The following is a 21,625-nucleotide window of genomic DNA, read 5'->3' as shown; positions in this document are numbered from 1 at the left end:
TCACGCAACGGGCTAAGGAATTTCCGAGACTTCGGCCCGGAGCACCGCGGCCCCGCCCCCTCGGCGGGCGGGGCGGGGCCGGTGTTCCGGGAGGGACGGCCGTGGTGCCGCCCCGTCCGCTCACTCCCGGGGCAGCCGTCCGGAACGGGCGAGCCGCGCGTACCAACGGGCGCTCGCCTTGGGTGTGCGCGCCTGGGTCGCGAAGTCCACATGGACCATGCCGAAGCGCTTGGCGTAGCCGTACGCCCACTCGAAGTTGTCCAGCAGCGACCACAGGAAGTAGCCCCGCACATCGGCGCCCGCCGCCAGCGCCCGGTGCACGGCGGCCACGTGCCGGCGCACATAGGCGATGCGCTGCGGATCGTGGAACCGGCCGGCGGCGTCCGGGACATCGGGGCAGGCGGCCCCGTTCTCGGTGATGTACAGCGGCAGCCCGGGGGCTTCGCCGTGGAAGCGCAGCAGCAGTTCGGTGAGGCCCTCCGGGTCGATGCTCCAGCCCATCTCGGTGCGCTCGCCCGGGGGTTGGTGGAAGGAGACGTGGTCGGCGCCCGGCCAGGGAGAGTGCGGGCTCGCGCCGTGGCCGTCGTGCCGTTCGGTGGCGGTGCCCTCCGGTGCCGCCGAGACGACGGTGGGCGTGTAGTAGTTGAGGCAGAGGCCGTCCAGCCGCTGGTGTGCGAGCGCGGTGTCGCCGTCGTGGACGAAGGACCAGTCGGTGAGGGCCGCCGTGTCGGTGAACAGGTCCTCGGGGTAGGCGCCGTGCAGCATGGGCCCGGTGAAGACCCGGGTGGCGAGCGCGTCGATACGGCGGGCGGCGTCGAGGTCGGCGGGCGTCTCGCTGCGGGCCCGCACCACGGCCGGGTTGAGGCCGACGGTGACCCGGGCGTGCGAGGGCAGGGCGGCGCGCAGTGCCTGGGTGGCCAGTCCGTGTGCGAGGTTGAGGTGGTGTGCGGCGCGCAGCGCGGCCACGGGGTCGGTGCGCCCGGGAGCGTGCACGCCCGAGCCGTAGCCGAGGAAGGCGCTGCACCACGGTTCGTTGAGCGTCGTCCACAGCGGGACGCGGTCCCCCAGCGCTTCGGCGACGATCCCGGCGTAGTCGGCGAACCGCTCGGCGGTCCTGCGCACGGGCCAGCCTCCGGCGTCCTCCAGTTCCTGGGGCAGGTCCCAGTGGTACAGCGTGAGGACCGGGGTGATGCCGGCGGCCAGCAGTTCGTCGACGAGGGCGCGGTAGAAGTCGAGCCCGCGCTGTACGGCGGGCCCGCGTCCCGTGGGCTGGACGCGCGGCCAGGAGACGGAGAACCGGTAGGCGCCCAGGCCGAGTTCGGACATCAGGGCGACATCGTCCCGGTAGCGGTGGTAGTGGTCGCAGGCGACGTCGCCGGTGTCACCCGCCGCGGTTCTGCCGGGGGTGTGGGAGAAGGTGTCCCAGATGGACGGGGTGCGCCCGTCCTCCCGTGCGGCGCCCTCGATCTGGTACGCGCTGGTGGCCGCTCCCCACAGGAAGCCGGCCGGGAAGTGCGTGTCCGTGCCGGGGTCGGCGGTGGCCCCGGGGGCTGTCCCGGGGAGCTGTGTCGTCTCGGAGAATGAGGTCATCGGAGCGCTCCCATCATGGCGCCGGTGGTCAACCGGCCCGATTCGGACGGTCGTTGGTGTGCGGTGGTGACGGCCGGTACCGGGGCCGTGGGACGGCACGCCGTCCGGTACGGCACGCCGTGGGACGGCGTTGCCCGGTGCGGCGCGCCGGGCCGTGTGCGCGGAGGCGGTCCGCCTCCGCGCACACGGCCCGGTCCGGCCGTCGGGTCGTCAGCCCTTCACGGCTCCCTGCATCACCCCGCCGACGATCTGCTTGCCGAACAGCGTGAACGCCAGCAGCAGCGGCAGGGTCCCCAGCAGGGCTCCGGCCATGATCACGGACTCGTCGGGGATGTAGCCCCGGCCCAGCCCCGTGAGCGCCACCTGCACGGTCGGGTTGTCCTGGGTGAGGGCGATGATCGGCCAGAAGAACTCGTTCCAGGCCAGCACGAAGGTGAGCATGCCCAGCACCGCCATCGCCGGACGGGCGACCGGGAAGACGACGTGCCACACCACACGCAGGCTGTGGGCGCCGTCCACCCGGGCCGCCTCGATCAGTTCGGTGGGCAGCGCGTTCACCAGGTACTGCCGCATGAAGAACACACCGAAGGCGCTGACCAGCATCGGCAGGACGACGGCCTGGAGCTGGTTGGTCCACTCCAGTTCGGCGACGGCCATGAACAGCGGGACGACACTCAGCTGGGGCGGCACCATCATCGTGCCGATCACCGTCAGCAGCAGCGCGTTCTTCGCCCGGAACCGTAGCTTGGCGAAGGCGTATCCGGCGAGGGTGGCGAACAGGACGGTGCTCAGCGCGATCGTGCCCGCCACGAAGACGGTGTTCAGCAGCGCCTTGCCCATGTTGGCGTCCACCCAGGCCGTCCGCAGGTTCGCGAACAGGTTGCCGCCGAACCAGAACGGCGGCGGTGTCTCGGCCAGCCGCTGGTTGGTGCGGGAGGCTGCGACGGCCGTCCAGACCAGCGGGAAGAGCGAGCCCAGGGTGAACACGGTCAGCACGGCGTACGTGATCCGCCCGGCGTGCAGATGGCGGCCCGCGCTCCCGGCTCTCCGCTCCCGCCGGCTGCGGCGCCGTCCGGCGGGTAACCGGCCGGACGGTCTGCCCGGCCCGGAAGCGGCACCGGCCCGCGGGTCGTCGCGGTCGTGGCGGTCGGCGGGGTCGTGCGTGTGCGGGGTACGGCGCCGGGCCGTGGTCGGCAGCATGGTCCGCCCCCTCATCGGCGTGTGTGCAGTCGTCGGGAGATCAGCCAGTTGACCAGGCCGATCACGATCAGGATCAGGAACATCGCCCAGGCGATGGCGGAGGCCCGGCCCAGCTGGAAGTTGAACCAGCCCTGTTCGTAGAGGTAGAGACCGAGCGTCTGGTACTGGTGCGAGCCGCCGCCGGTCTGCGAACCGCCGAACAGCAGCGGCTCGCCGAACAGTTGGGTGGCACCGATGGTCGAGACGACGACGGTGAACAGGATCGTCGGTCGCAGCGCGGGGACCGTCACATGCCAGAACTGCTGCCGGCGGGACGCGCCGTCGAGCGCCGCGGACTCGTACAGGTCGTCGGGGACGGCCTGCATGGCGGCGAGGTAGATCAGCGCGTTGTAGCCCGTCCACCGCCAGATGACGATGGCGGAGACGGCGAGCTGGGAGGTCCAGGTGCCGTTCTCCCAGTCGACATGGTCGAAACCCACCAGCTCCAGACCCCAGTTGATCATCCCGTAGTCACGGCCGAACAGCATGGCGAACACCAGGGTGGCGGCGGCGACGGAGGTCGCGTACGGGGTGAGCAGCGCGACACGGAAGAACGTCGAGCCGCGCAGCCTGTAGTGCAGCAGATGGGCCAGGCCCAGCGCCATCACCAGCTGCGGCACCGTGGAGAGCACCCCGATGGTGAAGGTGTTGCGCAGGGCGTTCCAGAAGAAGTCGTCCTCCAGCAGCCGGGAGAAGTTCTCCAGCCCCACCCACTCCATGTGCCCCGGATCGTGCAGGGAGACCTTGTGCAGCGAGGCCCAGCCCGTGTACAGCAGCGGGAAGAGGCCGAAGGCCGCGAAGAACAGGAAGAACGGCGCGATGAAGGCGTAGGGGCTCCACTTGGCGTCCCACCGGTGCCGCCGCCGGGCCCGCCGCCCGGCGCGTTCCGGGTGTGCGCCGGGCGCCGGGGCGGACGAGGGTGCGCGCCGGGCCGTCGCCGCGTCAGTCGTCGACGACGTCATCGATCTTCTTCGTCGCCGCGTCCCAGCCCTCCTCGGGCGACTTGCCCTGCTGCTCGACCTGGAGGATGCCGATGTCCGTGAACGTCGTCTTGATGATCTGGTCCTTCGGCCCCAGCGGTGTGGTGGGGATGCCCTCGGCCGCCGCGGAGAAGATCTTTCCGATGGGAGCGCCGCCGAAGTAGGAGTGCCGAGCCTTGCCGACCTCGGGCAGCTTGTAGGCCGCCTGCGCGCTGGGGAAGCTGGCCTGTTCACGGAAGAGCTTGGCCTGCTGCTCGGGCGCGGTCAGCCAGGTGGCCAGCTCGACGGCTTCCTCGCGGTGCTTGCCGTTCCTGGGCACCGTCAGGAACGAGCCGCCCCAGTTGGCGGGCTTCGGCGCTGCGGCCACGTCCCACTTGCCCTTGCCGTTGTCGCCGGCCTTCTCCTTGATGTACCCGAGCATCCAGGGCGGGCAGATCACGCTGGCGAAGGCGCCGTTGGCGTACGCCTGGTCCCACTCCTTGTCGAACTGCTTGAGCTTGCTGGTCAGTCCGGCGTCGACGGCCCGCATGGCCAGATCCCAGGACTCGCGCACGGCGCGGCTCTTCTTGTAGACGAGGGTGCCGTCGGCCGCGTAGTTCTTGATCGGGTAGCCGGCGACGGAGCCGTTGAACAGACCGGCCGCGCTGTCGGTGAAGGCGGTGCCCTTCGGCGCCGACTTCTTGTACTTCTCGCCGGCCTCGACGTACTTCGACCAGTCGCCCTTCCAGAGCTTGCCGACCTCCTCCCGCTCGGTCGGCAGCCCGGCCTTGCGGAAGAGGTCCTTGCGGTAGCAGACGCCCATGGGGCCGATGTCGGTGCCCAGCCCGACGACCTGGCCGCTCTTCGCCTTGGCCTGGTTCCACTTCCAGCCGAGCCAGTCGGCCTTGTCCACGCCCTTCACCTTCGCCATGTCGACGAACTTGTCGGCGTGCAGCTGTGCAATCTCGCTGATGTTGTCGACTTCGACGGCCTGGATGTCGCTCAGTCCGCTGCCGGCCGACAGATGGTTGAGCAGCGCCGGGTAGTAGTCCTCGTTGCGCTCGGTGGAGTTCTCCTTGATCCGGATGTCCGGGTGGAGCTTCTCGTACTCGTCGTAGAGCCCGGCCTGTTTGTAGCCGAAGACCCCGAACACCCCGACCGACAGGGTCGTCCTCCCCCCGGAGTCGGCGCTCGATCCCCCGCCGTCCTCGGCGCATCCGGCCAGCAGACCGGCGCCCAGTACGGCCACGAGGCCGCAGGCGGCGGCGCGGTGCCGCCGGGCGCGGCCCGTTGTCCGGTGTGCTCTCTTCCTGGCTGTGCGCATGGCTGTGCCATCCCCTCCGAGCCGTGAAAGCGGCAGCGCTTCTTCCCCGCGTCAACTGTGGGAGCGCTCCCAGTAGTTGTTGCAGGATGTGCGCTGCGCCGCCCGTCGTCAATAGGGTTGGCGGGTGGAGCGCTCCCGTCACGACCCGGTACGCCGTCGTGCGGTGCCGTGCGGTGTAGTTCAATGAGCAGCGTCAGCGGCGCCACCGGGCCCGCGGAAGGGGGAGACGTCCATGGCAGCAGGCCGCGCGGAAGGCACCGGCAGGTCCGGGCCGACCCTGGAACAGGTCGCGGCGCGTGCGGGCGTCGGCCGGGGAACGGCGTCCCGGGTCATCAACGGCTCGCCCCGGGTCAGCCCCCGCGCACGCGCCGCGGTCGAGGCCGCCGTCGCCGAGCTCGGCTACGTGCCGCACCGGGCCGCCCGTGCGCTGGCCGCCGGGAGCGCGGACACCCTCGCGCTGGTCGTGCCCGAGCAGGAGAACCGGCTGTTCGCCGAGCCGTACTTCTCCGAGATCCTGCGCGGGGTGAGCAGCGAACTCGCCGACACCGACATGCAGTTGCTGCTGACCCTGATCCGGGACGAGCGCAGCCGGGACCGGTTCGCGCGGTACGCGGCCGCCCGCCGGGTGGACGGCGTCCTGCTCGTCTCGGTGCACGGCGACGACCCGCTGCCGGAGCTGCTGCGCGACGCCGGGGTGCCGGCGGTCCTGAGCGGACGCCGCTCGGCGGACGAGCGGGTGCCCCATGTCGACTCCGACAACGTCGTCGGCGCCCAGATCGCCGTCGAGCACCTGCTGGGGCGGGGCCGCCGGAAGGTCGCCACGATCACCGGGCCGCCGGACATGTACGCGGCGCGCTGTCGGCTGGAGGGCTACCGTGAGGCCCTGCGCGCCGCGACCCGCACCGAGGGCGGGCCGGACGAACGCCTCATCGCGCAGGGCGACTTCACCGAGGAGGGCGGACGCCGCGCGATGCTGCGGCTGCTGGAGCGGGACCCCTGGGTCGACGCCGTCTTCTGCGCCTCCGACGTGATGGCGGCCGGTGCGCGGCTGGCGCTGCGCGAGGCCGGCCGGAAGGTGCCCGAGGACGTGGCGCTCGTCGGGTTCGACGACTCAGCCGTCGCCCGCCACATGGATCCGCCGCTGACGACCGTGCGGCAGCCGATCGAGGAGATGGGCCGGGCCATGGTCAGGATGCTGCGGCGGCTGATGCCGGGCGAGGACGGGCCGCCGGACGGCGCCCGTGCGAAGGGCCGGGCCAAGGGCGGCGGGGCGGACGCCGCCGACGAGGACGGCACGCGGCTGGTGCTGCCGACCGAGCTGATCCGGCGCAGCTCCTCCTGACCGGCCGGCGTCCGCCCGGCGGTGGCGGAAGCCGGTCCCGTGGGAGCGATCCCACCGGTCCCGGTCCCGCCGCGTCGACCGCCGGGACCCGGCGTCCCGCTGTCAGGCCACGCCGGGTCGGTGGTGGCCGAACGTCTCGTCGGCCACCACCTCCTCGCGGGGGCGGCGCCGGGACGCCTCCGGCTGATCGGCGGCCGGGTATCCGACGGGCACCACCAACACCGGCTCCAGGTGCGTCGGAAGGCGCAGCAGGCGGTGCACGGGAGCCGGCTGGAAGCTGTGCACGGGGCAGGCGCCCAGCCCCTGCGCGTGAGCGGCCAGCAGGAAGTTCTCCACGGCCATGGCCACACACAGCCGGTGGGCGCCCCGGGACACGGGGTGCTCCGGCACCCGGCTGTGGTCCACACAGGCCGCGAGCACCATCGCCGGTGTGCCGAAGATGCCCGGTGCGAACGCCCGCAGGGCACGGATCCCGCGTTCGGAGCGCACCGTGACGAACGCCCACGCCTGACGGTTCGCACCCGACGGCGCAGCGAGCATCGACGTCACCAGGGAGTCGACCACCTCGTCGGGGATCGGCTGCGACGCGTAGGAACGCACCACCCGGCGCGTCACGACGACGTCGAAGAAGGAAGCGGTGGCCGAACCACCCTGAGCGGGAACGAGACTTGTCACCCCGAGGGCATTGCCGCGTCTCCTCGCCGCCACACCGCAGGACGTCGCGGGCCCGGCCGGTTCACACGCAGGGCCCCTTCCGCCGCGTACACCGGATCCGGCGTCGCCCGCCAGTTCGCCACCAGCCGCCCGGCTTGTCGGCGGTCCGGATGAGCGCCGGCCCCGCCCCGCATGGGACGCCCCGTACCGACGCAGGGAGAAGGTGCTCCGCACCGTCCCCTCCAGCCGAACGAGAGGCCGTCAGCCATGGAACACACGGACCGCCAGCTGCCTGCGCGTCTGCGGGAGGACCTCGTCCTGTTGACCGCCTACCTGCTCAGCACGGGCCACGGGCTCCTCCACGAGCCGGCCGCCTACGCGCCGGCACGCGCCGTGGACGCCGCGCGCCGGACTCTCGGGCTCCTCGCCGAACACGACGGCCCCGACCGCCGCCTCGACGAGGTGCGCGCCCGTATCGACGAGTTCTTCACCGATCCGCACGACGGGGAGCCGCTCGCCGAACTGCTCGACGAGTTGTGCGTGCGGATGGCCGAGGTGGTCGACGCTTTCCAGGAGGACGCGTCCCCCGCCGAGACGCAGCCCCGGTGAGGAAGCCCGGCGGACCCGCCGTCACGGGTGTGCGTCATGGTCGACGAGCCGGTAGAGCCGGTGTTCGACGTGCAGGTCCGGCTCGGCTGCTCCGGTGGCGACGAGGCGCACCGCCCAGCCGTACTCGGCGGCGATGTTCTCCAGCGCGCGCAGATCGCCGATGTTGCCCAGCCCGACATGGGCACTGCCCCCGTGCGCGAGGAAGTCCCGCACGCCGGAGAGGTAGGCGCGGGAGCCCTGGTGCTCGATGTCGAAAACGGCTCTGCTGAGGGGCGAGGTGTGCACGTAGTCGGCCGCCAGGCTGACGTAGGGAATGTTCCAGAACACCCCGTCGAAGACGCCTTCGCCGCGCAGCCCCGCGAACACGTCGGCGACGCGTGTGCGCACGGCCGTTGCCCCGTGACGGGCGGCGTTGAGCCGCGCGTTGGCCACCGCCCGGGGATTGATGTCGACCGCGAGCACGTCCTCGCAGCCGGCCAGGGCCGCCTGCACCGCGGTGACCCCGGCGCCGCAGCCGATCTCCAGAAAGCGGCCACCGGCCGGGAAAGGCACGGCTCTGCTGTAGAAGACGGTGCCGTAGCTGAGCACGGGGGAGAAGACGCCCGACAGCAGCTTCCACTCACGTCCCAGCATCCGGAAGGTGCGTTCGCCGTCCTGTTCCGCGCGAGCGATCAGGGACAGTCCCTCGGCGACTCCCGCGTCGGGCGGGGGCGAACCGTCCTGTTGCCGATCCGGCATCCGCGGCTCCTTTCTCATGTGTGTGCGCTCACCAGCGCACCGGAAGCGTCTCGGGCATGCGCAGCTGCTCGTCGGGACGCCAGGAGATCTCCGCGGGCTCGACAGCGAGCCGGAGCCGGGGAAAGCGGAGCAACAGCGGTGTCAGGGTTCCGCGGACGACCGTGCGGGCCACGGCGCTTCCCGGACAGTGGTTGGTGCCGAGGCCGAAGGCCAGATGGGGGTTGGGCGACCTCGTCAGATCCAGGGTGTCCGGCCCGGTGAAGACGCGCGGGTCGCGATTCGCCGCGTCCACGCAGGTCAGAACCAGGTCCCCCGCCCGGATCCGCACGCCGGCCATCTCCATGTCCTCGGTGGCGATGCGGGGCAGCGCGTCGTGGATCCACAGGGCGTGACGCAGCAGTTCTTCCAAGGCGGCGGAGGGGACCTCCGGGGTCCGGCTGACCTGTTCCCACGCTCCCGGCGTGCTGAGCAGCGTGGCCAGGCTCAAGGCCAGCACGGAGACGGTGGTCATGTGGGAGGCCATGAACAACCCGCCCATGACGTCGGCCAGTTCGGCGGGTTCCAGGCGGTCGTCCCGGGGCAGCGCGTCGTTGGCCGTGGTCAGGCGTTCCACGACGGAACCGGCGGTGTCCTGCCTGCGGTCTCCCGAGACCGCGGCCTCGATCAGGTGCAGCACGTGGGCCCGGTACTCGTTCCAGTTGTCCTCCAGCTGCCGCGGCGAGTGGACGCTCATGCTCAGCGCGACCTGCGACCACCGCAGATACCGGGCGTCCTTGACCGGGGGAAAACCGAACTGCCGGCAGGCGACGAAATGCGGCAGCGGGTACAGGTACTCCTTCAGCAGATCGGCAGGAGGGTCCACCGCGCTCATGTCCCGCAGCAGTTCGTCCGCCAGCTGCGCCATACAGGGCCGGATCCAGTCGCAGCGTGACGGTGAGATCGCCCGCATGAATTCCGCGAAGAGGCCGGAGTCCTCCAGACGTTTCATCGAATTGGCCACGGTGGCGGGAATGGGCGGCACATCCAGTTTCGGAACGTCGGGGTGCGTGGTGAGGCTGTGACTCAGCCGGTCGTCCGTGAGCACATGGCGGGCCGCTTCATATCCGGTGACGAGCCAGGCGTGGTCACCCGTGTTGGTGCGCACACGCGCCACCGGGGAAACACGTTGCCATTCCCGGCACCGCGGATCCGGCCGGCTTCCGTTTGAGGAGAAGGGATAGGGCGGCGGCCCGTGCGGCCCGTCCGCTTCAGGGTTCATCGCGTTCCTTCCGTCGAATGCCGTCTTCAGGATTCGTCCACCGGCGCGACGACCGCGAAAGCCTGCCCGGGCGCAGCGCGCAGACCGGCTCCGGGCCGGCGCAGGGCCCGCCAGACCTGCGCCTCCATGTGGTAGCAGCTCACCGAGGACGGGACCCCCAGCAGGGCGGGGGTGTCCACGAGGAACGGCATCTCGGCCCGTACGTAACTGAGCCCGGCTTCGATCTGTTCGGCCGTCAACTCCCCCTCTCCGCCCGGCTGTCCGGACAGGAAGCTGCGCACCATGTCGTGGCAGGCCGTGGACAGGCCGTCCTCCTCGGCCAGGGCGCGGTCGACGCGGGCCCCGAGGGCTTTGTACACGGGAGAGTCCGCGAAGTCGGACAGCGCGTGGGCGCGGAACTCGGTCGGCGAGTCCTCCACCGCCGACAGCGCCTGGCGCACCCTTCGGCGTACCTGGGAGACTCTCTTCTTCGCCCGTCGGCGCGCCTCCGACTCCTCACAGCCAAGGGCGATGAGAGAGGTGTCGATATGCATGTCGGCATAGACGACATCGACCGCGGAGAAGTGGTTCTGGAGCCATTCGAGAAGTCGCGTCAAACGCACCCGGTTGAAGTATCCGTTGCCGGTGCTGACGCCGACCAGAATATGTTCTCCGCGTTCCCAGATATCCTTGCACCGGGCTGTGATCGGGCTTACCGAGAAATGGGCACCGCTCGTCGGTCCGGGCACATCGGCGCCCTCGCACATGTCCCCCACCATCCCATGTCGGCACCTTGGCGCTCCGCAAAGTTCGCTACAAAGTGTGGATACCCGTCACCTTTCGGAGAGGAACCGGATACACCCAAAAGTGTGACCAGCGGAATTCGTTGCCCAAAGAAATAAGAAAAGGGGAGGCGGGAGAACTCGGAAGGGAATTCCGGTACGGCTGCCGGTAGCATGCACCCACTGTTTGCCATGAGTTCGGCACGGTACTCTGCGGCGAGGTACGGGTAGAATTTCCCGAGTGCCGGGTGTGTGTTTTCCGGATGGCCCGGGGCACACGTGTCCCCCGGCTTCCGCCCTGTCCGCCGCGACACCGGTCCCGGTCGTCGCCGTGGCCCGTCCGCACATCGAGCAGGGGCCGGGAGTCGCTCTTAGGAGTGACGAGGTGTCCGGCGGGAGCGCATAGTGTCGGCCGGATGAGAGTGCTTGAGGGCAGGTGGCCCCGCGGTGCCGCCGACGCCGGTCTGGTCGCTCTGACGGTCCTGCCGCCGCTGCTGTCGCAGCCGCATGTCGACACGTCGGGGGTGGCGTGGGCGGCGCTCGCCGCTTACGAGACGGTGGCCGCGCTGCTGCTGGTGCTGCGCCGTCACCGGCCGGCGACGGCGTTCGTCACGGCGTTCGGTGCGCTCGTCGCGGCGCTGGTGGGCAGCGCGAGCGAGGGGGCGAAGCTGACCCCGCTGGTGTTCGTGCCGCTCGCGGTGCTGCTGTACAACCTCGGCAGCCACGGCACGAGCGGCAGGCGCACGGGGGCGGCGCTGGCCGGCGCCGCCGTACTGGCCGTGCTGGGCCTGGCGGGGAACCGGATGACGACCGGATCCGCCGAGTACCGGGGCGGCCTGGACGTCCTCGCCGTCCTGGCTCCCCTGCCGCTGGCGTGGGCGATGGGCTTCGCGGCGCGTTCCCGGCGGGCGCTGCTGGCCGCCGCCGAGCAGCGTGCGGCCGAGGCGGGCCGGGCGCGGCGGCTGGAGGCGGCGCAGGCCGCACAGCGGGAGCGGGCCCGGATCGCCCGCGAGATGCACGACGTGGTCGCGCACTCGCTGACCCTGCTCGTCGTGCACGCGGAGGCGCTGCGGGCCCGTGGCGGCGAGCTGCCCGAGTGGGCGAGGCCCCGGGTCGACGATCTGGCGGCGGCGGGCCGGCAGAGCAGCGGTGAGCTGCGGGATCTGCTGCGTATGCTGCGCGACCCGGCGGAGGCCGCGCCCCTGCAACCGCTGCCGGGGCTCGGGGAGTTGGCCGAACTGCTGGACAGTCATCGATCCGCGGGAGGAACGGTCGAGGTGCGGATGGGAACGACGGGGAGCGCGCTGGAGTCGGTGCCCGCCCCGGTGCAGACGGCGGGGTACCGCGTCGTACAGGAGGCGCTGGCCAACGCACGCCGGCACGCTCCGGGGGCGCCGGTGCGGCTCACCGTGGACGGTGGGGCCGGCCGGCTGCGGTGCGAGGTGGAGAACAGCCGCGGCGAGCGGCGCGGCGCGGCCGGCGCGGGGACGGGGCTCGGCCTGGTCAGCATGCGGGAGCGGGTGGGCGCGGTGGGCGGTGAGCTGACCGCCGAGCCGACCGGTGACGGCGGCTTCCGTGTCGTCGCGACGCTGCCGTGGGAGCCGTGGGTGAAGGCCGGTGCCTGAACAGATCAGTGTGCTCGTGGTGGACGACGAGCCGGTCATCCGGGCCGGGTTGAGCGCGATCCTGGACAGCCAGGCCGATCTGGCCGTGGCGGGCGTGGCGGGTGACGGCGAGACGGCCGTCGAGGAGTGTGCGCGGCTGAGCCCGGCCGTGGTGCTGCTGGACATCCGTATGCCGCGCCGGAACGGGCTGTGGACGCTGGCCGAGCTGGGCCGCCGACGGCTGCTCGGCCCCGGCCGGAGCCGGGTGCTGATGCTGACGACGTTCGACCTGGACGAGTACGTCGACGAGGCGCTGGCGGCGGGGGCGTCCGGGTTCCTGCTCAAGAACAGTTCCTACGAGGAGCTGACCGGGGCGGTGCGGGCGCCGGCGGCCGGGCACAGCGCGCTGAGCCCGGCGGTGACCCGCCGCATCATCGAAAGGCATCTGAGCGCCCGGCCCAGACCCAGTGACCAGGAGTTGGCCCGGCTGCGGGATCTCACGGACCGGGAGCGGGACGTGCTGCGGCTGGTCGCGGACGGATTGAGCAACACGGAGATCGCGGATCGGCTGGTGGTGAGTCTGCACACGGTGAAGACGCACGTCAGCCGCATGCTCACGAAGACCGGCTGCCAGAGCCGGGCACAGGCCGCGGTGCTGGCCAGGAACACGCTGGTCTGACGGCCGGGGGGGGCGGCGTGGGGCGTGCGCCGCAGCGTCGGCCGGTGCGGGGCCGTGCGAGGCCGTGCGAGGCGGTGTCACTCCTTGGAATGACCTGGGGCCTGCCGAAGGCCCGCCATCGAGCGATGTGCCGGGCCGTCGGCTGCGGCTGAATGGTCGCTGTGCGCGGGGCAGTTGTCCGGCCGGGCGACCCAACGGCGTCCGGGAGGCCCGGGCCCGGGACCCGGCGCACGAAGCAACTGTCCTGCGCCGAAGGGAATTCCCGTGTCCGCTGTGCCTTCCACGTCCTCCGAGTCCCCCGATTCCACTGTGTGCCCCGCGTGCCCCGCGTACCCCGCGTACCCCGACTCCCCCGGACACCCCGGGTCCGTACGCACCGCGTCCCGCGTCGCCTCGCGCTCCGCGTCCCGCCGCCGGCTCCTGCGCGGTGCGCTGACGGTGGCGCTGGCGACCGGGATGGCCGGTGCGCTCGTGGGGTGTTCGGACGCGGAGCCCGGCGCGGCGAAGGCCTCGGTCGAGCAGGGCGGGGGCGCGCCGTCGGACAAGGCGCTGGCCGGGCTCGTGCAGAAGGCGGCCGACGGTGGCTCGCTGGGCGTGATCGTCCGGGTGGACCGCGGCGAGGGAAAGCCCGTGGAGATCGCCCGCCAGGCCGACTGGACGAAGGACGACCACCGCATCGCCCCCGACGACCGGTTCAGAGTCGGGTCCAACACCAAGACCATGACGGCGACGCTCGTCCTCCAGCAGGTGGCGGAGAAGAAGATCGGGCTGGACGACCCGGTGGAGAAGTGGCTGCCCGGGAAGGTCGAGGGCGGCGCTGACATCACCGTGCGGATGCTGCTCAACCACACCAGCGGTCTGGGGGACTTCCTGCTGACGCCGGAGTTCCTGCCGTCCCTCACGGGTCAGGAGAAACGCACCTGGAAGCCGGAGGAGCTGCTCGCCGTCACTCCCGAGCAGGACCCGCCGGCCGGGCCGGGTGAGAAGTACTCGTACAGCAACGCCAACTACCTCGCTCTGGGGCTGATCCTGGAGAAGGCCACGGGCAGCACCGTGGCGCAGCTGATCGAGCAGAAGATCACCGGGCCGCTGGGGATGAAGCACTCGTTCCTGGCCACGGACGCGTCCTGGAAGGACGAGAAGCGGCATGTGAACGGCTACGAGCCGGACGCGGCGCGGCTGAAGAAGATTCTCTCGGGGACGGTGGAGGTGCCCGACGGTGTCGGCTTCGCCGGGCCCCGGCGGCCCGGGCACAACGTCGGTACCACGGACATCGATCCGAGCTGGGCCTGGGCGGCGGGCGGCATGGTGTCGACCGCGCAGGACTGGCAGCGGTTCATGACGGCGCTGATGTCCGGCAAGCTGCTGCCGAAGGCGCAGATGAAGCAGATGCGCACCACCGTGCCGGCGCCCGAGGAGGGCGGCGCCTACGGGCTCGGGCTGATCAAGGTGGACACCGCCTGCGGCACCGTCTGGGGCCACACCGGCGGGCTGCCCGGGTACTCCAGCGAGATCTACACCGACGGGCACGGCCGGCGCAGCGTCGCGGTGCTGACGAGCACGAACTTCGGCGTCAAGGAGAAGGCCGCCGCGACCGCGAACAAGGCGGTCGTGGAGGGCGCGGTCTGCCGCATGCTGGGGCAGCCGATCCCCTCGAAGAGCCCCGGCAAGTGACGGCTGTCCGCGCGCCGGGGGCCGGGCCGCCGCCGTGGCCCGGTCAGGCGCTGCGGTGTTCCCCGGCCGGGTCCGTGCGGCCGGGCGCCGGCCCCGCGGGCCGCGCGGAGGCGGTGCCGCCGAGGAGTTCGCTGATCTCCTCGGCGGCCCGCCGGGCCCGGGTGCCGAGTTCGGCGAAGCGTGACCGGGGGACCCGGTCGCTGGGGCCCCACACGCTGACCACGGCCACGGGACGCCGCCAGGAGTCGAGCACGGGCGCCGCGACGCCGTACAGCTGCTGTTCGAGTTCGCCGACGCTGACGCTGTAGCCCTGGGCGCGGATCTCGGCGAGTTCGGCGTGCAGGCTCTCCCGGTCGGTGCGGGTGGTCTCGGTGAACTCCGCCAGCGGGCCGGACAGCATGGCCTCGACCTCGTCGGCCGGGAGCCATGCCAGCAGGGCCTTGCCCGCCGAGGTGGCGTGGATGGGGACCTGCCGGCCCAGCCAGCGTGCCGTGAGGACGACGGGCGGTGTCACCTCGTCCACGTAGGTCAGTCCCAGGCGCTGGGCCACGGCGAGGTTGGCCGTCTCGCCGGTCTCGTGGCACAGCTGTTCAAGTACGGGGTGGGCGCGGCGGATGAGGCCCTCGGTGCCTGCCGTCGCGGCCATCGTCGTGATGGCGGAGCCGATGGTGTAGCGGTTGGTCAGCGGGTCGCGGTCGACCATCGCGTGGTGTTCCAGGGTGGCGAGCAGCCGCCAGGCGGTGGCCCGGTTGAGGCCGCACTCGACGGCGAGTTCCGCCACGGGCCGTCCCTTCGGCGCGCTGGCCGCGACGGCGTTGAGCAGGGCGATGGCCCGCTCCAGCGCCTGCACCCGCCCGCCCGCCGGCTGTGCCTGTTGCTGTTCTCCGGGGGCGTGTGCCGCTGCCATCCGATGCCTCCTGCCGCGTTCCTGGTGCTCCGGGCAGCGTAATGGGCCCGCACGCGGCGCCCGGCACGGGCCGTGTGCGGGGCCGCGGCCGCGGTCCGGCGCTGCCCTTGACGGGAGCGTCACCCTCTCCGTACGTTCATCATGCGAGCGCGCGCCGCACATTATGAACACGTGAGGAACGGAGCCGACGCATGAGGACGGCCGGATGAACGCGGCGGACGACAGGCAACCCGACCGGGTGGTGACGCCCTACGAGGGCACGGGGCACCGGGCCTGGGACGACGAGCGGGAGATCCCCGTCCCGCTGCGGCTGCACAGGACGCCGGTGCGGCCCCAATGGGTCGACTACAACGGGCACATGAGCGAGTCGTGCTACTTGCTCGTCTTCGGCGACAACTCGGACGCCTTCTTCCGGTACCTCGGCATCGGCGAGGAGTACCGGGCCGGCGGGCGGTCGCTGTACACGGTCGAGTCGCACCTGCACAACAAGCGGGAGGCGGCCGAGGGCGAACCGCTCGAACTCGGCCTGCGGCTGCTGGACTTCGACGCCAAGCGGATCCATCTCTTCCATGAGATGCGGCACGGCGCCGACGGCACCCTGCTCGCCACGGCCGAGCAGATGCTCGTGCACGTGGACGCCGCCCAGGGGCGCTCCTGCCCCCTGCCCGAGGAACTCCAGCGGCGGCTGGGGGCGATCCTCGCCGCCCATTCCCGCGCCCCGGTGCCCGACGTGGTCGGCAGGCCGATGGGCATTCGACGCGACCGGAACACGTGAGGAGAGCCAGGGAAATGCACTTCGCGCTCACGGACGAGCAGCGGATGATCGTGGACACGGTCCGCCGGTTCGTCACCACGGAACTCGACCCGCACGCCGACGAGGTGGAGCAGAAGGACGAGGTGCCGCCCGAACTGGCGCGGCGCATCCGCGAGAAGGCGCTCGACGCAGGGCTGTACGCCGCGAACATGCCGGTGGAGCTGGGCGGCGCCGGGCTCGACGCGGTGAGCATGACGCTCGTCGAGCGGGAACTCGGAGCGACCAGCTACGCGTTGCAGATGCTCGTCGCCCGCCCCAGCAACATTCTCCAGGCGTGCCGCGGCGAGCAGCGGGAGCGGTATCTCCTCCCGGCCGTCCGGGGCGAACGGCACGACTGCCTCGCCATGACGGAGCCGGGCGCCGGGTCGGACGTCCGCGGCATGACGACACGCGCCGAACGCTCCGGCGACGGCTATGTCCTCAACGGCACCAAGCACTTCATCAGCCATGCCGACGCCGCCGATTTCGCCGTGCTGTTCGCCGCGACCGGCACCGAGCAGACGGCCCGCGGCACCAAGAGCCTGATCACCGCGTTCCTCGTGGATCTCGACGCGCCCGGCGTCGAGGTGCGGCGCGGCTCCTCCTGCGTCTCGCACCGCGGATACCACCAGTGCGAACTCTCCTTCACCGACGTCCGCCTGCCCGAGACGCAGCGGCTCGGCGAGGAAGGCAAGGGCTTCGAGCTGATGGGCGAATGGCTGGGCGCCAGCCGGCTGTCGGTCGCGGCCACCAGCGTGGGACGGGCCCGCCGCGTGCTGGAGATGACCACCCGGTGGGCGGCCGAGCGCGAGCAGTTCGGGCAGCCCATCGGCCGGTTCCAGGGCGTGGGCTTTCCGCTCGCCGACATGGCCACCGAGCTGGAGGCGGCCGAGCTGCTGACGCTGCGCGCCGCCTGGAAGCAGGACCAGGGCACCATGACCGACCGGGACGTGGCCATGGCGAAGCTGTACGCCACCGAGGCGCTGGCCCGCATCACCGACCGGGCGGTGCAGATCTTCGGCGGGATGGGACTGATGGCGGAACTGCCCGTCGAGCGGTACTGGCGTGACGCACGGGTCGAGCGCATCTGGGACGGCACCAGCGAGATCCAGCGCCACATCATCTCCCGCTCCCTGCTGCGCCCCCTGGGGTCCTGATGGGTGCGGGCAGCGACCGCGGCCGGCGCACACCGGGCGGCGCGGCAGCGCACACCGGACGCCGGGGCCACGGGGACGGGCTGCGACGGCTGCTGCGGCCCCGGCACATCGCAGTGTTCGGCGGGGAGAGCGCGGCCGAGGCGATCCGGCAGTGCCGCGCCATCGGCTTCACCGGCGAGGTGTGGCCCGTGCACCCGCACCGCGACAGCATCGAGGGGCTCCCCTGCCGGCGCAGCGTCGGCGAACTGCCGCAGGCGCCGGACGCCGCGCTCGTCGCGGTGCCGAGGGAGGCGTCGATCCCGGTGCTCGCCGAGCTGTCCGCGCACGGCGCCGGCGGCGCGGTGTGCTACGCGGCCGGGTTCGCGGAGGACGGCGCGGACGGCGCCCGCCTCCAGGAGCGGCTGCGGGAGGCGGCCGGTGCCATGCCGGTCGTCGGGCCGAACTGCATCGGGGTGCTCAACTACCTGGACGGCAGCGCACTGTGGGCCGATCAGCACGGCGGCACCCGGGTGGCGCGGGGCGTGGCCGTCATCACGCAGAGCGGGAACATCGCCCAGAACATGACGATGCAGCGCCGTTCCGTCCCGCTCGGCTATGTGATCACCGCGGGGAACGGCGCGGTGACGGGCGTACCGCAGCTCATGGAGGGGCTGCTCGACGACCCGCGGGTGACGGCGATCGGGCTGCACCTGGAGGGGATCGACGACGTGCCGGCCTTCTCGCGTGCCGCGCTGAAGGCGCTGGCCGCCGGGGTGCCCGTGGTGGCACTCAAGACCGGCAGCTCCGAGCTGGGGGCGCGGGCCAACCTCAGCCACACCAGCTCCCTCGCCGGGTCCGACGTGCTGTGCGACGCGCTGTTCCGGCGGCTCGGCATCGCCCGGGTGCACGAGGTCGGCACGTTCCTGGAGACGCTCAAACTCCTGCATGTGCACGGGCCGCAGGACGGCACCCGGATCACCTCGGCCAGCTGCTCCGGCGGCGAGGCCGCACTGATCGCCGACGTCGCCCAGCGGCACGGCGCCGAACTGCCCGAGCTGCCCGCCGAGGTGGCCGCGCGGCTGCGGCGGGTGCTGGGCGAGCGGGTGCACGTGGCCAACCCGCTCGACTACCACACCTACATCTGGGGCGACGCCGAGGCACAGCGGGACTGCTTCACCGCGCTGCTCGGTGCGGGGTTCGACATGAACCTGCTGCTGCTCGACGTGCCCCGCGCCGACCGCTGCGCACCCGAGCTGTGGACGACGACGCTGGAGGCGTACACGGCGGCGGCCCGCGCGAGCGGCGCACCGGCGTGCGTGGTCAGCTCGCTGCCCGAGGGGCTGCCGGAGGAGACGGGCAGCCGGCTGCTGGCCGAGGGCATCGCGCCCATGCACGGCATGGCCGACTGCGTACGCGCCCTCGCCGCCGCGGCGTCGATCGGCGCGGCCCGGAGGCGGCACGCCGGCACCGGCACCCTCCCGCCCGGCCCCTCGGGGCCGGCTCCGGAAGGCCCGGCTCCGGCCCGACGGGGCGGCCCGGGCGGCGCGTTGGACGAGTACGAGGCCAAACAGGCGCTGTCGGCGCACGGGGTGCCCACCCCGCGCGGCGCCGCCACCGGGCAGGGCGGCGACGGGGCGGCCGACGAGGCAGCCGCCCTCGCCGCCACGCTGGGTTTCCCCGTCGTCGTCAAGGCGCTCTCCCCCGGGCTCGCGCACAAGAGCGAGGTGGGCGGGGTGCGGACCGGACTCGCGGACGAGGGCGCGGTGCGCGAGGCCGTCGCGGCCATGGCACCGCTCGCCGACCGCTTCCTGATCGAGCGGATGGTGCCCGGCGCGGTGGCCGAACTGGTCGTCGGCGTACGGCACGATCCCCGGTTCGGCCGGGCCCTCACGCTCGGCTCCGGCGGTGTGCTGGTCGAACTGGTGCGGGACACGGCGACGTTGCTGCTGCCCGCGTCCCGGGCCGAGATCGAGGAGACGCTCGGCTCGCTGCGGGCCTGGCCGGTGCTGCGGGGCTTCCGGGCGGGCCCGGCGGGCGATGTCGCCGCGGCCGTCGAGGCCGTGTCAGCGGTGGCCGCGTACGCCCAGCGCGAGGACGTGACCGAGGTCGAGGTGAACCCGCTGCTGGTGCTGCCCGAGGGGCACGGTGCGGTGGCCGTCGACGCGGTCGTCCGGTACGCGGGGCACGAACACACAGACGAAAACGAAGAGGTGACACATGGGTGAGGCGGCCGAGGAGTACGGAGCCCGGTCGGAGGCGGTCCGGCTGGAGGACCGGGACGGCATCCTGCTGATCACGCTGGACCGGCCCAAGGCGAACGCGATCGACGTGGCCACCAGCCGCGCGCTGTACGCGGCCTTCGACCGGCTGCGCCGAGAGGACGGGCTGCGTGCCGCCGTGCTCACCGGTGCGGGCGAGCGGTTCTTCTCGGCCGGCTGGGATCTGAAGGCCGCGGCCGCCGGCGGCGAGGGCATCGAGGCCGACCACGGGCCCGGCGGATTCGCCGGACTCACGGAACTGTTCGACCTGGACAAGCCGGTGATCGCCGCGGTGAACGGGCTCGCCGTGGGCGGCGGCTTCGAACTGGCCCTCGCGGCCGATCTGATCGTCGCCGAGGAGCACGCCGAGTTCGCGCTGCCGGAGGTCGGCATCGGCATGATCCCCGACTCGGGCGGTGTGCTGCGCCTCCCCAAGCGGCTGCCCCGCGCCGTCGCCAGTGAACTGCTGCTCACCGGGCGGCGGATGAGCGCCGGTGAGGCCGCGCGCTGGGGACTCGTCAACGAGGTCACGACCGGGCCGGGCAGCGCCGTCGAGAGCGCCCTGGCGCTGGGCCGGCGCATCGCCGAGGGGGCGCCGCTGGCCGTCGCCGCGGTGCAGGAGGTGCTGCGCGCGACCGAGCCGCTCGGCGTCGCCGACGGCTACGCACGCATGCGCGGCGGCGCCCTGCCGCGCTACCGCGCCATGCTCGACTCCGCCGACGCACAGGAGGGCCCACGCGCCTTCGCCGAGAAGCGGGCGCCGCGCTGGCAGGGGCGTTAGGACGCGCCCGACTGCCTTGCATGTCGGGCCGGTCGGCCTCCTCCAGAGCGCTGCCGTAGCCGACCGGAGCGCTGATCAGCGTCTCGCGCCTTTGTCTTGGTCAGCCGCTTCGCGGCGGTTGCTCGCCGTTCCCGGGGAGCACGCGGCTCGATGCCGGTGCGCTTGACGACCTTCGGGTGCCGCTGACGAGCGGCGAGCCAGGTGCCGGACAACCCGCCAGCAGACTTCGGATCGAAGGAGGCGAACTCACCGTACGTTCTCGGGCTCGGCCTGCGGGCCCGGGAACTCGTCGCCCTCCGGACCGACAGCGGTTCCCGAGCCCCGCACCGGTGCCAGGTGCGAGGCGACAGGCCGACGTCATACCTCTCTGCTCAGGCGGAGGTCCGCAGGTGTTCGTGCGCCCACTCTTCGAAGCTGGTCAGGTCGATGCCCAGCGCGCGAGCGAACTGTGGCCGGGCCGGTTGTCCGACCACATCCATGAACTCGTGCGTGGCACCCATGTCTCCCATGCCGGCGGCGCGCGCCTGTGCCTCGGTCATGTCCGGGGCCGTCAGTGGGACGCCCAGGGCGCGGGAGAGGATCTCGGCGATTTCGGTCATGGTCAGGTAATCGCTGGCGAGCTCCAGTTCCACTCGGTGGAACTCGGCGGGGGCGGACAGGGCAGCCACCGCGGCTCGGCCCACGTCTTTGGCTGCTACGAGTGCCAGGTGCGTGCTCGGTTTGACGACGGTGACCAGACCCCCTTCGACGCCGCGGGGGAAGTAGAACCGCATGGACGGCTCGAAGTTCTCCATGAAGAACGACGGCTTGAGCAACGTCCAATAAGGAAAGTCGAGTTCGCGCAGCCGGTCCTGGATCGCAGCCTTCGTGCCAAGCGGGGCTTCCATCACCGCCCACCGCCCTTCGGCCCAGCCCGGAGCCTCGACGTGCTGTCCCACGCCGCTGGTGGAGGACTGGACGAACTGCTCCACACCGGCGGCCCGTGCAGTCGTCATGAGGTTGTCCGCCTGGCTGACCTCGCCGGCGAAGTCGAACCCCTGCTCGGTGTATGCGGGCATCTGCACGGAGAAGACGGCCCGCACGCCGTCCATGGCCGCCTCCAGTGTCCCGGGTGCGGTGAGATCGCCCACGAACAGGCTGGCGCCGAGTTCTTCGAGAGCCCGTGCACGCGGCGTGCTCGGGTCGCGTACCAGGGCGCGTACCGGTGTTCCCTGCGCGAGCAGGGCGCGGGCGGTGGCGCCGCCTTGGCGGCCAGTGGCACCGGCGACGAGAACCGGTGTTGCGGCAGTGGTCATGTGTACATCTCCTCAGTAGCCACG

Annotated in this window: 19 protein-coding genes; 9 read left to right on the top strand and 10 right to left on the bottom strand. The window is 72.1% G+C overall.

The window, feature by feature from the left end:
- Positions 1 to 120: 120 nt before the first annotated feature.
- The 4 genes from SCA03_RS05385 to SCA03_RS05370 all read right to left on the bottom strand — a co-directional run bounded on the left by SCA03_RS05385 (position 121) and on the right by SCA03_RS05370 (position 5,112).
- Positions 121 to 1,590: a GH1 family beta-glucosidase gene (locus SCA03_RS05385; RefSeq protein WP_086814834.1), complete on the bottom strand. Its 1,470-nt coding sequence runs from the start codon at positions 1,588 to 1,590 to the stop codon at positions 121 to 123.
- A 210-nt stretch (positions 1,591 to 1,800) separates the two neighbouring features.
- Positions 1,801 to 2,790: a carbohydrate ABC transporter permease gene (locus SCA03_RS05380; protein WP_230988493.1), complete on the bottom strand. Its 990-nt coding sequence runs from the start codon at positions 2,788 to 2,790 to the stop codon at positions 1,801 to 1,803.
- A gap of 11 nt (positions 2,791 to 2,801) precedes the next feature.
- Positions 2,802 to 3,791 carry a carbohydrate ABC transporter permease gene (locus SCA03_RS05375; protein WP_086814835.1) on the bottom strand — a complete coding sequence of 330 codons (990 nt, stop codon included), beginning with the start codon at positions 3,789 to 3,791 and terminating at the stop codon, positions 2,802 to 2,804.
- A complete protein-coding gene (locus SCA03_RS05370) occupies positions 3,772 to 5,112 on the bottom strand; it encodes an ABC transporter substrate-binding protein (RefSeq protein ID WP_030882150.1) in 1,341 nt (446 codons plus the stop codon). Before SCA03_RS05370 ends, SCA03_RS05375 begins: the two co-directional genes overlap by 20 nt.
- A gap of 232 nt (positions 5,113 to 5,344) precedes the next feature.
- Between SCA03_RS05370 and SCA03_RS05365 the strand changes: the two genes are divergently transcribed.
- A complete protein-coding gene (locus SCA03_RS05365; RefSeq protein ID WP_030882148.1) occupies positions 5,345 to 6,454 on the top strand; it encodes a LacI family DNA-binding transcriptional regulator in 1,110 nt (369 codons plus the stop codon).
- A 102-nt stretch (positions 6,455 to 6,556) separates the two neighbouring features.
- Here SCA03_RS05365 and SCA03_RS05360 read toward each other — a convergent pair whose 3' ends face one another.
- The gene (locus SCA03_RS05360; protein ID WP_230988492.1) at positions 6,557 to 7,129 is read right to left on the bottom strand and encodes a nitroreductase family protein; all 573 of its coding nucleotides are present in this window, start codon (positions 7,127 to 7,129) and stop codon (positions 6,557 to 6,559) included.
- Positions 7,130 to 7,375: 246 nt separating this feature from the next.
- On the opposite strand from SCA03_RS05360, the gene SCA03_RS05355 reads away from it, so the two are divergent.
- On the top strand, positions 7,376 to 7,717 hold the full coding sequence (locus tag SCA03_RS05355; protein ID WP_086814836.1) for a DUF6092 family protein: 342 nt from the start codon (positions 7,376 to 7,378) through the stop codon (positions 7,715 to 7,717).
- Positions 7,718 to 7,738: 21 nt separating this feature from the next.
- Here SCA03_RS05355 and SCA03_RS05350 read toward each other — a convergent pair whose 3' ends face one another.
- The 3 genes from SCA03_RS05350 to SCA03_RS05340 form a co-directional block, all read right to left on the bottom strand.
- Positions 7,739 to 8,455, bottom strand: a complete 717-nt coding sequence (locus tag SCA03_RS05350; protein WP_051847148.1) for a methyltransferase — start codon at positions 8,453 to 8,455, stop codon at positions 7,739 to 7,741.
- A gap of 28 nt (positions 8,456 to 8,483) precedes the next feature.
- Positions 8,484 to 9,599, bottom strand: a complete 1,116-nt coding sequence (locus tag SCA03_RS05345) for a cytochrome P450 (protein WP_158102260.1) — start codon at positions 9,597 to 9,599, stop codon at positions 8,484 to 8,486.
- 140 nt (positions 9,600 to 9,739) lie between these two features.
- Entirely contained in the window at positions 9,740 to 10,459 is a 720-nt protein-coding gene (locus SCA03_RS05340) for a tRNA-dependent cyclodipeptide synthase (protein ID WP_230988499.1), read from the bottom strand.
- Positions 10,460 to 10,890: 431 nt separating this feature from the next.
- On the opposite strand from SCA03_RS05340, the gene SCA03_RS05335 reads away from it, so the two are divergent.
- The 3 genes from SCA03_RS05335 to SCA03_RS05325 all read left to right on the top strand — a co-directional run bounded on the left by SCA03_RS05335 (position 10,891) and on the right by SCA03_RS05325 (position 14,431).
- Positions 10,891 to 12,099, top strand: coding sequence for a sensor histidine kinase (locus SCA03_RS05335; protein WP_086814839.1), 1,209 nt, complete (start codon positions 10,891 to 10,893; stop codon positions 12,097 to 12,099).
- A complete protein-coding gene (locus SCA03_RS05330) occupies positions 12,092 to 12,757 on the top strand; it encodes a response regulator (protein ID WP_086814840.1) in 666 nt (221 codons plus the stop codon). The genes SCA03_RS05335 and SCA03_RS05330 overlap by 8 nt, the downstream gene beginning before the upstream one ends.
- A 438-nt stretch (positions 12,758 to 13,195) precedes the next feature.
- Positions 13,196 to 14,431, top strand: a complete 1,236-nt coding sequence (locus SCA03_RS05325) for a serine hydrolase domain-containing protein (RefSeq protein WP_141275233.1) — start codon at positions 13,196 to 13,198, stop codon at positions 14,429 to 14,431.
- 43 nt (positions 14,432 to 14,474) lie between these two features.
- Here the strand turns inward: SCA03_RS05325 and SCA03_RS05320 are convergent, their stop codons facing one another.
- Complete coding sequence (locus SCA03_RS05320) at positions 14,475 to 15,338, bottom strand: IclR family transcriptional regulator (protein ID WP_051847150.1); 864 nt, start codon at positions 15,336 to 15,338, stop codon at positions 14,475 to 14,477.
- Between the two features lie 205 nt (positions 15,339 to 15,543).
- Here SCA03_RS05320 and SCA03_RS05315 point away from each other — a divergent pair, with 205 nt between their 5' ends.
- From SCA03_RS05315 to SCA03_RS05300, 4 genes are read left to right on the top strand one after another with little or no spacing between them, the layout of a single operon-like run.
- Positions 15,544 to 16,113 (top strand): thioesterase family protein, encoded by a 570-nt coding sequence (locus tag SCA03_RS05315; RefSeq protein ID WP_037866154.1) that lies wholly within the window; start codon positions 15,544 to 15,546, stop codon positions 16,111 to 16,113.
- Positions 16,114 to 16,127: 14 nt separating this feature from the next.
- Positions 16,128 to 17,288: an acyl-CoA dehydrogenase family protein gene (locus tag SCA03_RS05310; protein ID WP_030895626.1), complete on the top strand. Its 1,161-nt coding sequence runs from the start codon at positions 16,128 to 16,130 to the stop codon at positions 17,286 to 17,288.
- On the top strand, positions 17,288 to 19,492 hold the full coding sequence (locus SCA03_RS05305; protein WP_086814747.1) for an acetate--CoA ligase family protein: 2,205 nt from the start codon (positions 17,288 to 17,290) through the stop codon (positions 19,490 to 19,492). Before SCA03_RS05310 ends, SCA03_RS05305 begins: the two co-directional genes overlap by 1 nt.
- The gene (locus tag SCA03_RS05300) at positions 19,485 to 20,306 is read left to right on the top strand and encodes an enoyl-CoA hydratase-related protein (protein ID WP_086814748.1); all 822 of its coding nucleotides are present in this window, start codon (positions 19,485 to 19,487) and stop codon (positions 20,304 to 20,306) included. The genes SCA03_RS05305 and SCA03_RS05300 overlap by 8 nt, the downstream gene beginning before the upstream one ends.
- A gap of 371 nt (positions 20,307 to 20,677) precedes the next feature.
- On the opposite strand, the gene SCA03_RS05295 is transcribed toward SCA03_RS05300, so the two are convergent.
- The gene (locus SCA03_RS05295; protein ID WP_086814749.1) at positions 20,678 to 21,601 is read right to left on the bottom strand and encodes an NmrA family NAD(P)-binding protein; all 924 of its coding nucleotides are present in this window, start codon (positions 21,599 to 21,601) and stop codon (positions 20,678 to 20,680) included.
- Positions 21,602 to 21,625: the final 24 nt, after the last annotated feature.

The organism is Streptomyces cacaoi, from assembly GCF_006539165.1.
GTDB lineage: Bacteria > Actinomycetota > Actinomycetes > Streptomycetales > Streptomycetaceae > Streptomyces > Streptomyces cacaoi.
The sequence above is the reverse complement of the archived record's forward strand: the minus strand, read 5'-3'. Positions and strand labels throughout refer to the sequence as shown.